Source organism: Microcoleus vaginatus HSN003 (assembly GCF_022701255.1).
In the GTDB taxonomy this organism is placed as follows: Bacteria; Cyanobacteriota; Cyanobacteriia; order Cyanobacteriales; family Microcoleaceae; genus Microcoleus; species Microcoleus vaginatus_B.
Map to the genome: position 1 here is coordinate 767,293 of NZ_CP031705.1, position 13,085 is coordinate 780,377.

General features: G+C 44.6%; 12 protein-coding genes. 7 read left to right on the forward strand and 5 right to left on the reverse strand.

Features of this window, described 5'->3' with window-relative positions; all coding sequences use genetic code 11:
- Positions 1 to 45 precede the first annotated feature (45 nt).
- Entirely contained in the window at positions 46 to 294 is a 249-nt protein-coding gene (locus D0A37_RS03355) for a transporter suffix domain-containing protein (protein WP_242721035.1), read from the forward strand.
- A gap of 60 nt (positions 295 to 354) precedes the next feature.
- Here D0A37_RS03355 and D0A37_RS03360 read toward each other — a convergent pair whose 3' ends face one another.
- A complete protein-coding gene (locus D0A37_RS03360; protein ID WP_190740533.1) occupies positions 355 to 1,383 on the reverse strand; it encodes a hypothetical protein in 1,029 nt (342 codons plus the stop codon).
- Between the two features lie 349 nt (positions 1,384 to 1,732).
- Between D0A37_RS03360 and D0A37_RS03365 the strand changes: the two genes are divergently transcribed.
- From D0A37_RS03365 to D0A37_RS03385, 5 genes are all read left to right on the forward strand, one after another.
- A complete protein-coding gene (locus D0A37_RS03365; RefSeq protein ID WP_242721038.1) occupies positions 1,733 to 1,930 on the forward strand; it encodes a DUF433 domain-containing protein in 198 nt (65 codons plus the stop codon).
- Between the two features lie 181 nt (positions 1,931 to 2,111).
- Positions 2,112 to 2,237 carry a hypothetical protein gene (locus D0A37_RS28880; protein WP_278187151.1) on the forward strand — a complete coding sequence of 42 codons (126 nt, stop codon included), beginning with the start codon at positions 2,112 to 2,114 and terminating at the stop codon, positions 2,235 to 2,237.
- Between the two features lie 203 nt (positions 2,238 to 2,440).
- Positions 2,441 to 4,291 carry a pentapeptide repeat-containing protein gene (locus D0A37_RS03375; RefSeq protein ID WP_242721041.1) on the forward strand — a complete coding sequence of 617 codons (1,851 nt, stop codon included), beginning with the start codon at positions 2,441 to 2,443 and terminating at the stop codon, positions 4,289 to 4,291.
- Between the two features lie 60 nt (positions 4,292 to 4,351).
- The gene (locus tag D0A37_RS03380; RefSeq protein ID WP_242721044.1) at positions 4,352 to 4,894 is read left to right on the forward strand and encodes a hypothetical protein; all 543 of its coding nucleotides are present in this window, start codon (positions 4,352 to 4,354) and stop codon (positions 4,892 to 4,894) included.
- 21 nt (positions 4,895 to 4,915) lie between these two features.
- Positions 4,916 to 5,548, forward strand: a complete 633-nt coding sequence (locus D0A37_RS03385; protein WP_242721047.1) for a hypothetical protein — start codon at positions 4,916 to 4,918, stop codon at positions 5,546 to 5,548.
- A 98-nt stretch (positions 5,549 to 5,646) separates the two neighbouring features.
- Here D0A37_RS03385 and D0A37_RS03390 read toward each other — a convergent pair whose 3' ends face one another.
- Positions 5,647 to 5,916 carry a hypothetical protein gene (locus D0A37_RS03390; protein ID WP_242721050.1) on the reverse strand — a complete coding sequence of 90 codons (270 nt, stop codon included), beginning with the start codon at positions 5,914 to 5,916 and terminating at the stop codon, positions 5,647 to 5,649.
- Between the two features lie 88 nt (positions 5,917 to 6,004).
- Between D0A37_RS03390 and D0A37_RS03395 the strand changes: the two genes are divergently transcribed.
- Positions 6,005 to 6,160: a hypothetical protein gene (locus D0A37_RS03395; protein ID WP_242721053.1), complete on the forward strand. Its 156-nt coding sequence runs from the start codon at positions 6,005 to 6,007 to the stop codon at positions 6,158 to 6,160.
- Positions 6,161 to 6,333: 173 nt separating this feature from the next.
- Here the strand turns inward: D0A37_RS03395 and D0A37_RS03400 are convergent, their stop codons facing one another.
- The 3 genes from D0A37_RS03400 to D0A37_RS03410 all read right to left on the reverse strand — a co-directional run bounded on the left by D0A37_RS03400 (position 6,334) and on the right by D0A37_RS03410 (position 12,376).
- The gene (locus D0A37_RS03400) at positions 6,334 to 9,537 is read right to left on the reverse strand and encodes an efflux RND transporter permease subunit (protein WP_242721056.1); all 3,204 of its coding nucleotides are present in this window, start codon (positions 9,535 to 9,537) and stop codon (positions 6,334 to 6,336) included.
- Between the two features lie 180 nt (positions 9,538 to 9,717).
- Positions 9,718 to 11,499 (reverse strand): efflux RND transporter periplasmic adaptor subunit, encoded by a 1,782-nt coding sequence (locus D0A37_RS03405; protein WP_242721059.1) that lies wholly within the window; start codon positions 11,497 to 11,499, stop codon positions 9,718 to 9,720.
- A 268-nt stretch (positions 11,500 to 11,767) separates the two neighbouring features.
- Entirely contained in the window at positions 11,768 to 12,376 is a 609-nt protein-coding gene (locus D0A37_RS03410; RefSeq protein WP_242721062.1) for a PadR family transcriptional regulator, read from the reverse strand.
- Between the last annotated feature and the right edge of the window lie 709 nt (positions 12,377 to 13,085).

Sequence of the window (13,085 nt, forward strand, 5' to 3'; positions counted from 1 at the left end):
GGACTAAGAGATAAAGGGAATATCAAAGCGGTATTATGTGAATCTATGCAAAAACTCGGTTTATTTTTATTTATCGTATCTTTTCTGCCGTGGTTGGCAATCTTTTTTGTGGTGCCATTCCTGCCGCTGAACATTACCCAAAAAACTACTTTATCTGTCGTTCTGGCTGTTGGGGCTGAGGTTTGTTTTTGGATTAGCGTGGTGCTGTTGGGGAAAGAAGTAGTTACCAAATATCGGCGTTATTTGCATCCCCGATATCTTTGGAAAAAACTCAGAAATTTTAACCGCAGATGAACAGGGTTCGACGCAGATAATGAGCCTGGAGGTTGGCGCTTATCTGCGGTCAAGGTTGAGCTATTCGCTAAAAATTTGCAAGCGAATAGAGCGTTCTCCGTCTCCGAAATCCACTTCAATCTTTTCTCCCGAAAGAGTGTCCAAGCATCCCAAAAGCAACCGCAAATTGGGTGTGCTTGCTCCTGTATCGACGTATAATCTATCGGCCAAACTGCCTAAACGCTTCCAAATTGTGTAGAGTTTGACTACTGTTTGTTCTAGCTGTGCGGCTTGTTTTACAACGTCGGCGGTGGTTCCCAAACAGCCGACTCGCAATGACTCTTCTAAGGCCATTTCCATGTCTAAGTGAGACTGATTGAGAGCTTGCACTTGGGCGGCGGCGTCGAGATATTTTGATAAGTTCTTGGCGTCGGAAGTTAGCTGTTTGACAGTATCTACGTCGGGATTTTCTGCTACTTCTTTTTGAATTTCGCTTTGGTGAGATGGGGAGAGTTTCTCCATTTCTTTGACTAAAGGAGCGAGGTAGCGGGAAGGTAGAGAACCTGTAGATGCTTTTTCTTTGACTTCTTCTGGCAATAAATCTGAGTTCATTGCCATCCATTCGTCGGATAGTTGTTTGACTTCGCGGCGGGTGATGCGATCGCCACTTGCTGCGGCATCTGTTACCATTTGCTGCACTTCGGGAGATGCTTTGGCGGTTTCTACAAAGGCTCTTTTGCTGAAGTTTCTAATGGAATCGGGGTCTAAATCTCCTTGCTGGATCAGAGTATCGGCACTATTAGCTAGTTCTATCAAAGAATAGGCTTGACTTTTGCCAATTTCTCTTTCTTTGAGCCAGTTCAAAAAGCCTGTTCCGCGTCCTTCGCCACCTTTTTTTTCTCTGTCTCGGACTGTTCGGAGAATGCGTCCCCGCCAAATGTCGGTTTGCAAGTCGAAGCGATCGCACACTTTCCAGGCATTGTCAACCTGATTTTCAAAATCAAACTCTGGTATTTGTTCGTCTTCGGGGTCTGGCAATTGGAAATTGATATCGGTAAAGCCGTTGAGGGCTTCTGCAAGTTCTGCGGGATTTAGGGGGACTTCAGCCATTAGGAAAAATTTGTGTAGTGCAACAGCCGGTTTAATTGGTAACTTGCACGGGTTGACAGTTAAGACGCTATATGTAGCGGTAAGGTAGGCAAGATTTACCTACTAATAGAGCTTTTGTGCAAGTCATATCATTATTGCACGATGGGGGGCGATCGGCGAAAAGATACCCAAAATGACTCCGGGCACGCCCCTGATGGGACTTGAGGGGAGTGCTGGCTGTGCGGGCATTGAGTTAAAGTGAATGAGGAAATTAAAGGAACTAATAAAATTCTGGAAACTACCAAACGTTACGAGTGCTCTATCCCTTTGTTAAGCTAGAATTGAGAACAGTAGCTAAAGGAAAAATGCCATGTCAGAACAAGACATCGCTAATATCATTACTATCGAACCGGGGAAGCGAGGCGGTAAACCCTGTATTAGAGGCATGAGAATTACAGTTTATGACGTGTGGGAATATCTCGCTTCTGGGATGAGTTATGAAGAAATCCTCGATGATTTTTCCTATCTCACGCAACAGGATATTTTGGCTTGTTTGAGTTTTTCGTAAGAGGTAAGTATGTCAATAAGTGCATCGATATTGGCACGCTGGTTGTCAGTACGCCTGAAACCTGTGGAGGGGAGGGCGGCCCCGAATTGCGGGAACCAGAATTTCTATTGCTCAAATTGCCGTTTGGAATAAACAAGGACGGAGTGTAGAAGAAATACTCGAAGAGATTCCCTATTTAAATTTGGCACAGGTTTATGCAGCACTATCTTACTATCACGCTAACCGCAATGAAATTGAGGTAGATTTAGCCGCAGAATTAGCTGAATATCAGCGATTAGAAGCCGAACACAGGGCGGGGAATCTTTAATAGGACTTACGCATGGGGGCCCAGAAACCGGGTTTTTTTGCGAAAATACTTCGTTGGAACCCGCAGATTATGTAAAAAACCCGGTTTCTTTGTCGGAGTGCATAAATCCTGTTTAATCAGCCAGATATATTAAAATTTTATCAGGGCATCCCCACCACTAGCATCGCAACGAAAAAACAGCCACTATCTCCCTGCGTGAAATCATGCCCAAAGACTTCTCCGGTAAAAATCTCCGAGGCCGCAACTTCCAAGGTCAAGACCTCACAGGTGCAAACTTCAGCTATGCAGACATCCGAGGCGCAAACTTCACCAATGCCATCCTCAGAGAAGCTGACTTCACCCGTGCCAAAGCAGGACTGCCAAACCAATGGAAATTTTGCCTAGTAGCGATCGCATTAATTAGCGCATTTTTCGCAGGACTTGCAGCAGCGGTTGGTGGCGCTTTTGTCGGCTCTTTTCTAGCCATTAAATATGAAAAGTTTTTTACCTATCCGGGCATATTTTATTTTATAGCCTGCATGGCTTTTATCAGCTTTCTTGTCTTTAAGGAAGTTAAATCAGTTTTGACTTTATCTATGGGCATAGCTTTTACCTTTGTTTTGGTTTTAACATTTAGTTTTGGTTTATCTATAGAAGTAGCTGAGCCTGTAGGTTTTGCTTTAGTTTTAATTTTAATTTGGGCTTTTATCTTTTATTTAGCATTAGCTTTAACTTTTGCTGAAGTTGTAGCTGAAAAGTTTACTTTTGCTGTAATTTTGACCTTGTGTGGCTCTGCAATCGGGCTTCTACTCGTAACTTTTACTCCCAAATTTGCAGAAGTGAGGACAGGGGCTGCAATTGGGATGCTATTTGGTACTTATACTGTTACTGTTATATCCACTTATATTAGCTGGGGAGCTAAAGCTGAAGACATGAGATTTTTATGGCTAAAAAATCTAGCGATAGAATATGCAGCTATCAAAGGTACTTACTTTCAAGGAAGCGATTTAACCAATGCTGATTTTACGAAAGCAACTCTCAAAAATACTGATTTTAGAAAAGCAAATTTGACGCGCGTTTGGTTTAATAAGGCACAAAGATTAGATCGCGCCAGAGTAGATAACACTATTTTAGCCAACCCATTGATTCGAGACTTACTCATCACTCGCAACGGCGCTGGAAAATCTTACATTGGCGCTAATCTCAAAGGAGCTAATTTGATAGGCGCAGACCTCAACGGCTCTAATCTTAAAGGAGCAAATATCAGTGATGCTAATTTCCAAGCATCTAATTTAGAAATGGCTAATTTAACGATCACCCAAGCACTTGGTACTGATTTTACCAGCGCTAAAATGACAGGCGCTTGCGTTGAAGCTTGGAATATTGACGCTAATACAAAGCTCGATCGCGTTGACTGTCGGTTTGTTTATCGTCTAGAAAACGCCAAACCGGGAACTGACGATCGCGAACGCCGCCCCAGCAGTGGCGACTTTGCACCCGGAGAATTTACCAAGCTGTTTGAAGAGGTTTTAAATACCGTTGACCTAATTTTCCGCAATGGCGTTGACTGGAAAGTCTTTATCACTGCTTTCACACAAGTGCAATTAGACAATGAAGAGACTGAACTCACTATCCAGGGTATTGAAAATAAAGGCGATGGAGTTTTCGTTATCAAAGTTAGCGTTCCTCCCGATACGAATAAGGAAAAGATTCATAGTGAATTTACTCAAAATTATCAACTAGAACTTAAAGCTGTAGAAGAAAAATATAAAGCAGAATTAAAAGGTAAAGATGACCAAATTGTTATATATCGCCAGCAAAATGCAGATATGTGGCTAACGATTAATAAGTTAGCCGATAAACCTGTTACCATAGAAGTTAAAGCTACAGCAGAGAATAAAATAGGAAGCGACAACATCAACCAAAGTCGCAAAGTTGAAATTTCAGGAGGAACGATTAGCGCTACCGGTGCCGGCTCTTTAAGTTTAGGAGATCATGGCGGTACAACAGCCAACACGATCGAGGAGTTGCCCGATCCAGCCGTTAGCGCAGCCCTCGAAGAGGATCGCCCTTAATCACAAAGTGAGTAATGCTATAATTTTAGTCAAACTCTGGTAAGAGCGGAAATCAAAGCTATGAGCGTATCAGTAGGTTCAGAGAAACCGGAATTTAAAAAATTACTGCTGCAGCAATTGCTAGCTGCCATTGCGAATAAAAATACAGAATTGTCAATCCAGAGTATAGAAAATTCCGAAAAGGGAGTAATTGCATTCTTTGTCAATGCTCTGACAGATGATAAGCAAGCTATAATTTATCACGAGTTAAAGCAAAACTACGAACTACTGTTAAAGGCTATTGAAGATAAATATCAAGCTGAATTGCGAGCCAAAGATTGCGAGATTGCCATGTACCGTCAAGAGATAGCTATTTCCGAAGCAGTTTCTAAAAGTTTAACACAGCTTGAAACCGATGCTCATTCCAGTCAGGAAGATGAGTCGATCGCCGAATCAGAGGATGTTGCGTCACTAAGGGCGATCGCCCAAAAATACAAGGCAGAATTAAAATACAAAGATCATGAAATCGACTTATATCGTGAGGAAATAGAGCAACTGAGAGAACTCAATGAGATTTTAGCTAAACAACCGCTGTCGATTAATATCATTCAGGAGGATAAGTAAGCATAAAGTCTTACCCAAACCATGCAAAATGACGAAAGTCTTACTCGAACCATCCAGGCCTATGAGCAAATTATCAAAAATTTAGAAGCCAAGCACAAATCTGAACTGCAAGCTAAAGATAGAGATATAAACTTTTACCGTCAAAAAAGTTTGGAGTTAAATGAATTTGTGAAATTGTTGGCGACGCGACCTGTTAATGTTATTATTAATAATGAAGTTAAATCTACATCACAAAATAAAGTTATGAGTGACCAAAGTCGCAAAATAGAAATTACAGGCGGAACCGTTACGGCTAGCGGTGCAGGAGCTTTAAGTTTAGGTGATATCAGCGGTACTGTTGCCAATACAATTAATCAATTATCTGATTCTGCTAAACCAGATGAACCGGGAATCAAAGAATTATTGACTGAGTTACAAACCGCGATCGAGGCTGAAACTGATTTATCTGATGATGATAAAGCTGAAGCATTGGAACAGGTAAAAACTTTGGCAGAAGTAGGGAAAAATCCCCAAGAAAGTACAATGCAAAAGGCGGGGAAAACGGCAATGAAAATTTTGAAAGGGACTATTGCTGGTTTACCTACTACGGCGACGTTGCTAGAAGCTTGCAGTAAATTGTTGCCCATGATCGCCAAACTCTTACCTCTAGCCTGAAATCCAATATCAACGCCCAGTAAGTAATTGTATTTTTAGGGCGGGCGAGACGCCCACCCCACGAAGATTCTTCGCTTCAATCAAAATGACAACGCAGCTTACCGTTCAGATTTTCTCGGCGGTGTACCGTTAGCCCGCGAACGACGGATCAGCACGCTCATCACCTGCTTCGGATTAGCCGCACGTTGTACGGGACTCCAATCGCCGACTTCGGCAAATCCTAGTCGGTACAAAGTGAGTATGGTTTCCCGGACACCCTTCGGCGAACCGACAACCGTTAACAGCACGACTTCCTGTTCCGATACTGATGCTGAGTCGTCATTTGGCCGATCAAATTTGTTGTCGTCAGGCACGAATTCCTGTGACATATTATGTTCTCCTGGTTTTGGGTTTTCTAGAAAAACCCAAAAACCCAGCCGCCCCGCAGTTCAACACATAGCAGGGCGGCTACACAGGATGTTAAGATACTCCGTTAGCCTCCAGACTGCTGTGATCAGTTTGGCGGTTAGCTGTCCATTGCTGTTCGTAGCAGCTTTGGGCAGTGCAACTAGATTTTTGGGCGACGCGGGCTGCCTCCTCTACAAGCAAGCAACCTCTAACTTCAAAGCGTAGCCGCAGATGGGGGCCGCCGTCAATCGATTTTGGATTTTCGATTTTCGATTTTCGATTGAAGAATTGATCCCCGGACTAATCTGGGGACTTTGGGGGTTTTGATGCGGGATTGGCGGGTTTTGGGCGATCGCACCAATGAGACTCACAAAACGATCGCCTTTTCAACTTACCTACTACAACGGCGATACTTTATCGCGTTCAATCTCCTCGTGGGGAGGTGTTTTCCCGTTCAAAATTGTGCCATCATCGGGTAGATTTTCTAATCGATCGCGCTTCCGAAAGCGATCGCGAGCCGAGACAACCACCACATACAGAACCGGCACCATAAACAAACTCAAGAAAGTAGAAACAACCATCCCCCCCGCGATCGCATTCCCTAGCGATCTACGACTGGCCGCCCCCGCACCTTCCGGGTTAATTAGGGGAGCAATGCCCAAAACAAATGATAAAGAAGTCATCAAAATCGGTCGTAAACGCTCTTGAGACGCCTCAACTGCTGCCTTAGCAATTGAATACCCCCGTTCCCGCAACTGGTTAGCAAACTCCACGATTAAAATCGCATTTTTACTAGCCAACCCAATCAACATCACCAAACCAATCTGGCAATAAACATCATTCGCCAAACCCCGCAACGACTGAGCTAAAAGTGCACCTAAAATCGCCAGAGGAACCGATAGCAAAATAATGAAAGGATCGACATAATTTTCGTACTGAGCCGCCAAAACCAAGAACACAAAAATCAGCCCCAAACCGAAAATAATTGGTGCTTGACCCCCAGACTCAATTTCTTCTAAAGAACTCCCCGACCATTCATACCCAAAACCCGACGGCAAAACTTCAGCCGACACCTTTTCCATCGATTTTATCGCCTGTCCCGAACTCGATCCCGGAGCCGGAGATCCACTAATTTCAATTGACCTATATAAATTGTAGTGGTTAACCGTTTGCGCTCCCACCACCGGGGTTATTTTCACCAAATTGCTCAAAGAAATCATTTCATTCTTTCCAGAGCGGACATACAACTTACTAATATCTTCAGGGTTATCACGAAACTGTTTATCCGCCTGAACATACACCCGATAATTGCGCTGCTGCAGATTAAAATCATTCACATACTGAGAACCCAGAGCCGTTTGTAACGTACTGAAAACATCATTAATGGGAATATCTAGAGCCTTAGCTCGATTGCGGTCAACTTCCACAACTAACTGAGGCGTATTGGCAGCAAACGTACTAAATACCGCCTGCAATCCGGGCGTCTGATTCGCCTGCTTTAAAATCCCGCCCATCGCCTGAACTAGAGAATCTAAACCGCTGTTACCTTTGCGGTCTTGCAATTGAAATTGGAAGCCTCCAAATTGACCTAAACCTTGAATAGCCGGCGGATTCACAGGGAAAATTCTCGCTTCGGGAATCGAGAAAAACTTACCCCGCAATTTACCAATAATCGCTTGTACGGTTTGATCTTCACCTTCCCTTTCTTTCCAAGGTTTAAGGGTAGTAAATATAATCCCCTGATTGGAACTATTACCACTAAAACCAAAGCCACCTACAGAAAAAGTCCCCACAACTTCAGGAACTTTGAGGATTTCTTGTTCAACTCCGTCCATTACCTGCTGGGTGTATTGCAGCGAAACGCCTTGAGGCCCTTGAATAATTGTCAGAAAATACCCCTGGTCTTCCTCTGGGATAAAGGCGGTGGGTACTGCTAAATAAAGCCAAGCGGTGAATCCCAGAGAAGCGATAAACAACAGGGTAACAATGGTTTTAAATCGTGTTAAGAATATTAAGGAATCTCTATATTTCTTTTGTATCCAATCAAGAAAAATATTAATCCGGTTAAACACCCAACCCAACGGGCCGCCAAACTTCTTACCTGGGCGCAGTAATATAGCGGCAAGTGAGGGAGTAAGAGTAACCGCCATAAAGGTAGAAAGCAGCACTGAAAAAGCAATTGTCAGGGCAAATTGTTTATATAGTGCTCCCGTTGTCCCTGGGAAAAATGCCACGGGTACGAACACGGCCATCAATACTAAGGAAGTGGCAATTACAGCACTAAAAAGTTCCCGCATTGACTCGGAAGCTGCTTGGCGGGCATTCATACCTTGGCGGACTAGACGGTCAATATTTTCGACTACGATGATAGCGTCATCTACCACTAAACCTGTTGCTAAGGTAAGACCAAATAGAGACAAACTGTTAATCGTAAAGCCGAATGCTTTGATAAAGGCAAATGTTCCAATCAAGGAAATGGGAATTGTGATGGTGGGAATAATCGTAGTGCGCCAATCTTGCAGGAAAACAAAGATAACTATCACCACTAGCAAGACTGCTTCAAACAGAGTTTTGACTACTTCTGCCATTGACTCTTGGACAAATTGAGTCGTATCTAGTGCGATTCTATGTATCACCCCCGGAGGGAAGTTTTTAGCTAATTTTGCCATTTCGGCTTTGACGGCCTGGGCAACATTTAGAGCATTACTTCCGGGCAATTGGTAAATCCCTAAACCCACCGCGTCATTCCCTCGAAATCGCAGGAAAGAGTTATAATTCTCTGCTCCTAATTCGGCTCTGCCGACATCTTTTAACTTAACTAAAGTTCCATTGGGTTCGCTTTTAATAACTATGTCTTCAAATTCTGTAGGGCTTTTGAGACGGCTTTCTGCACTCAAATCAATCTGATACATTTGCCCTTCAGGGGCTGGTTCTTGACCAATTCTTCCTACACCAACTTGCAAGTTTTGTTCGTTAATTGCTCTTGTTACATCTTGCATTGTGAGATTACGAGCAGCTAATTTATTGGGGTCGATCCACAGGCGCATAGCATAGCGTCTTTCCCCAAAAATTCGCACGTCGCCCACGCCTTTTACTCTTTTTAAAGTATCTGCTAAATAGAGGTCGGCGTAGTTGCTTAAAAATATGGTATCGTATTCTTTATTTTCGGTAAATAATCCTATAGCCAGCAGCAGGCTGTTAGATTGTTTGGTAACTGTAACTCCTGTGCGTTGTACGGCATCTGGTAGTTGTGGTTGAGCGACTGCAACTCGATTTTGCACATCGACGGCGGCGATATCTTTGTCGCGGGAAGTATCAAAGGTGGCTGTAATGGTGCTAGTTCCACTGTTAGTGCTACTGGAAGTTAGATATTTTAGTCCTTCAATGCCGTTTATTTGCCTTTCTAGGATGTTTGTTACCGCATTTTCGACAACTTCAGCATTCGCACCGCTATAGTTGGCTGTGACGTTGATTTGGGTGGGGCTGATGTCGGGGAAGCGCTCGATCGGCAATGTGGGAATGCTGATTGCGCCTACCAAAACAATAATTAAGGCGCAGACGCTAGCAAAGACTGGTCGTTTAATAAAGAAATCTGCAAACATTATTTGGGTAATGGGTAGTTGTTAGTTGATAATTGCTAATTCCTAATTGCACTTCTGTCAAAAATTAAAATAGCTCCCTTTTTTAGAGCGGAGCAATCAAGTAGTTTCACTTAAGGTACGTAGTTGCGATTGAGCGCTCTTAATTCACCTATTAAGAGCGCTGAAGCGCAACTACATACCTTATTTTTGGCTTGCTAATGGTAATTTTTTCGCCGCTGCTTTCCCTTCCTCTTGAGCCATAAGGGGAGCGCCGTCGGTCAGGTTAAGGATGCCTGCGGTAACAATTTTTTCCCCGGCTTTCAAACCTTCGATAACTTGATAATTATTCCCCTCAATGGCTCCCAATTTCACGGGCTTTTGCCGCGCTACTAAAGGTGGCATTCCCGGTTTTGGCTGTTCCGGCTTTTGAGCTGTGAAGACAAAAGTTTCCCCACCTAAGCGAGTAACTGCTGTTACTGGAACTAAAATTCCGGGGTTCTGTTTCCAGATGACTTTAGCTTTTACAAACTGGAGATTAAGCAGTTCGCCGGTGGGGTTGGGAAAGGTGGCTTTAGCTAAAATTGTTTGGGAATTGGCGCTGACGTTCGGGGAGATAAAGCTGATTTGACCTTGGGCGATCGCCTTACCTTCAGCATCAAGCATTTGTACTGGCAGCCCTAAGCGTAATTGAGGCTGCCGTTCCAAAGGAATTGATAACCGCAAGTCTAGCAATTGGTTCTCTGTCAGGGTGGCAATGGCGTTACCTTTTTGCAAGTAATCACCTACTTTCACCGGTATGTCGCCGATGACTCCCGCGAAAGGCGCGATGACAGCAGTTTCTTGTAGTTGTACTTCAAAGCCGCGCACTTGAGCGGCGGCCTCGGCAACTTGCGCTTGGGCTTGATCGAGCTGTTCTTGGCGAGTACCGTTGGCTAACTGCGCTAATCTGCTCTTGGCTTGTGCGACTTCTGCTTCGGCTTTGGCTATTTCCTCTGGGCGCGAACCGTTTTGCAATTGCCGCAAAGCTTGCCGCTGCTGTTGCAAGGCTGCTGTCCGGCGATCGATCTCGGCTTGTCTGTTCTTTTGCCGCTGCTCGAACCGCCTTTGAGCTTCTCGGAGGTTGGCTTTGGCGCTGCCTTCTTTTTGGGTGTATTGCTCAAGGGTGTTCGCGGATTCTGCACCTTCTTTTGCCAATGCCTGATATCTGGCAAGCTGCTGGCTGGCTAATTTTGCTTCGGCTGTGCTTGCTTCTATTTGCGCTCTTGCTTGGGCGATGTCTTCTAAGAGGCTACCTGTTTGGGCGTCGGCGAGGTCAGCTTCAGCCTGGCTAACGCGGGCTTGGGCTTGACCAATTTCTTCTGGCCGAGAGCCCGATCGCAGTTGGGCTAGGTTGGCTTGGGCTTGGGCGACTTGGGCTTGAGCTTGGGCGATTTCTTCGGGCCTGGCTCCTGCTTGCAATTCGGCTAAGTGGGATTGAGCGCGAATCAGGTTGGCTTGGGATACCCTCAAGTCAGCTTGGGCGCTGTCGCTTTTCATGCGGGCGATGGCTTGTCCTTGGTTTATGAAGTCCCCGGATTTGACAAAAATCTCCGTGACTAGCCCTTCTACTTCGGGTTTGATTTCTACCGAACGCTTGGCTTCTAAGCTGCTGACAAATTCCGAGGAATCTTGGACTGAGCTCGTTGTTACGGCTGCAAGCTTGACTGGTATGCCTGGGGGTTGGGCTGCTGCTGCCGGTTGCTGTGTGCGATTATGAGCCGATTGCCACGAGTACCAGCCGATACCTGCTGCACCTGTGGCGATCGCGATCGCGGCAATTAGAGGCCAGCGTGATCGGGGTTTAGCAACAGGTTCGGGGCGATCGGCAACGGTGGCAGAATCCTGCGGTTGCTCGCTGTCTGCATCGGTTGGGTGCAGTTCCGGTGTGGGAGATTTTTGCTCTTCAGCTTCAACGACGGATTCTGGGGATTTAGAATAACTCATTGGCAGCACCACTTAGATTTTTTTTAACTTCTGATTTACTGAGACTTGGGCGGAATATTTGATTCTCCGGCTCCCCCTCAAACATGGGGGAATAAGGACAAGCGATTTTAAACAGGATGGAATCGGGAAAGTACCTTTTTAAGGAGGTTGGGGTATGTGCAGGGCTTTAGTCTGATCACAGTTAGCAAAGCCAGGGAGTGATTCTTTTTAGGAAAGCTTCTTGTTATTTCTCAAAAGTTACGATCGCAGGAATGATTACACATCCTTCTTATGACTCACCTGAATGGGTGAGTTGGAAGCGTTTTTCCTTGGAGTCGGCGGATTCAGGGGATGTTGGGGAGTCACGCACTCCGGCGATCGCGCTTTTTTCCTTGGCTAGCTGCTCGGTTAACCACTCTATCTCTGACGCCAGCACTGACTTGCAGCGATCGCTAGAGGCGAATTGATAGTCGTCGGTTAATGGATATTCGCTCTTGAGGCTTTCGATGTAGTCTTGCCGGGTGTAACAGGCTCGCAAGCGGTGTTCCAATAGCTTCAGCCGTTCTTCAGGTTCTAAGTCGCCAAAAAAGAAAAACTTGATTTGGAACCGGGAACCACTGTTAACCCAGCTTTCTTGAGGGTGTTCGAGCATTTTTTGCCGCCAGAGTTCGCGCCCTTGGGCGGTAATTCCGTAGATTTTGCGCGTACAGCCAGCATTTCCGGCTTCTTCGGCTATTACCGAAATTTCGCCTCGCTCTTCCAAGCGCTTCAGCAGCGGGTAAATCGCTCCGTAGTTGACGCTGATGCAACTGCTCATAAACAGCTCCAGTTGTTGCTTTAGCCGATAGCCGTGCAGGGGTTGCCACTGTAGCAGCCCAAGGGCTGATAATTCAAGCATTTATATCAATTTGATATTATAGTCTGGATTATATCACTATATCGGACTCAAGGGCTATCGGGTCAATACCGAGTTTAAAAGAATATTTAGAGGGTGGTTCACATTAAAGGATATTTGTCAATACCCTTAAAATATATATATTTAGGTCAAAAGAGGTCGATGCTTTACTTTTGATTATAAAACCCATTTCAGAGATAAGAAGAGTGTTAATTTACCTCGATTTCGGTCAGAGAAACGGCAGCATCTCACTTGTGTCAAAAGTGAGATGCTGCCTGGTATTTGATGTCTCCAAAGTGCTTTAATAGACTCTGCTCAATAAGTCTGATTTATGCCACATATCTCTTCTTGGTAAGAGGATCCTAAATTTTATTGGTACGGGTTGATTGAATTTTTAAACCCTGACATATTTTAGTATTTATATCAAATCAGTTAGCATCGGAATAGTAAATTCGAGTTGACGGTTGACGGTTGACTGTTGACAGTGAACAGTCAACAGTCAACCGTCAACCGTCAACATCATTCCGGTGTAACCGGAAATGATATTATTTATTGAATATTGATTGCAGCCACTGTTTTTTGGTAGCTAATACTGCTATTATTTTTCTCAAGTATTGCAGCGAAAAAAGTGTTGGGTTTGTTTCCACTCGCCCTGTTTATAATGTAGGGATATGTGAGATTCTCGCTCTTTGTTGAGGGATAAAAAAGCAAC

What these genes read in the sequence shown, in the direction of transcription:
- D0A37_RS03355 (WP_242721035.1), top strand. Translation starts at nt 46, where the DNA reads ATGCAAAAACTCGGTTTATTTTTATTTATCGTATCTTTTCTGCCGTGG.
- D0A37_RS03360 (WP_190740533.1), bottom strand. Translation starts at nt 1,383, where the DNA reads ATGGCTGAAGTCCCCCTAAATCCCGCAGAACTTGCAGAAGCCCTCAAC.
- D0A37_RS03365 (WP_242721038.1), top strand. Translation starts at nt 1,733, where the DNA reads ATGTCAGAACAAGACATCGCTAATATCATTACTATCGAACCGGGGAAG.
- D0A37_RS03375 (WP_242721041.1), top strand. Translation starts at nt 2,441, where the DNA reads ATGCCCAAAGACTTCTCCGGTAAAAATCTCCGAGGCCGCAACTTCCAA.
- D0A37_RS03380 (WP_242721044.1), top strand. Translation starts at nt 4,352, where the DNA reads ATGAGCGTATCAGTAGGTTCAGAGAAACCGGAATTTAAAAAATTACTG.
- D0A37_RS03385 (WP_242721047.1), top strand. Translation starts at nt 4,916, where the DNA reads ATGCAAAATGACGAAAGTCTTACTCGAACCATCCAGGCCTATGAGCAA.
- D0A37_RS03390 (WP_242721050.1), bottom strand. Translation starts at nt 5,916, where the DNA reads ATGTCACAGGAATTCGTGCCTGACGACAACAAATTTGATCGGCCAAAT.
- D0A37_RS03395 (WP_242721053.1), top strand. Translation starts at nt 6,005, where the DNA reads ATGTTAAGATACTCCGTTAGCCTCCAGACTGCTGTGATCAGTTTGGCG.
- D0A37_RS03400 (WP_242721056.1), bottom strand. Translation starts at nt 9,537, where the DNA reads ATGTTTGCAGATTTCTTTATTAAACGACCAGTCTTTGCTAGCGTCTGC.
- D0A37_RS03405 (WP_242721059.1), bottom strand. Translation starts at nt 11,499, where the DNA reads ATGAGTTATTCTAAATCCCCAGAATCCGTCGTTGAAGCTGAAGAGCAA.
- D0A37_RS03410 (WP_242721062.1), bottom strand. Translation starts at nt 12,376, where the DNA reads ATGCTTGAATTATCAGCCCTTGGGCTGCTACAGTGGCAACCCCTGCAC.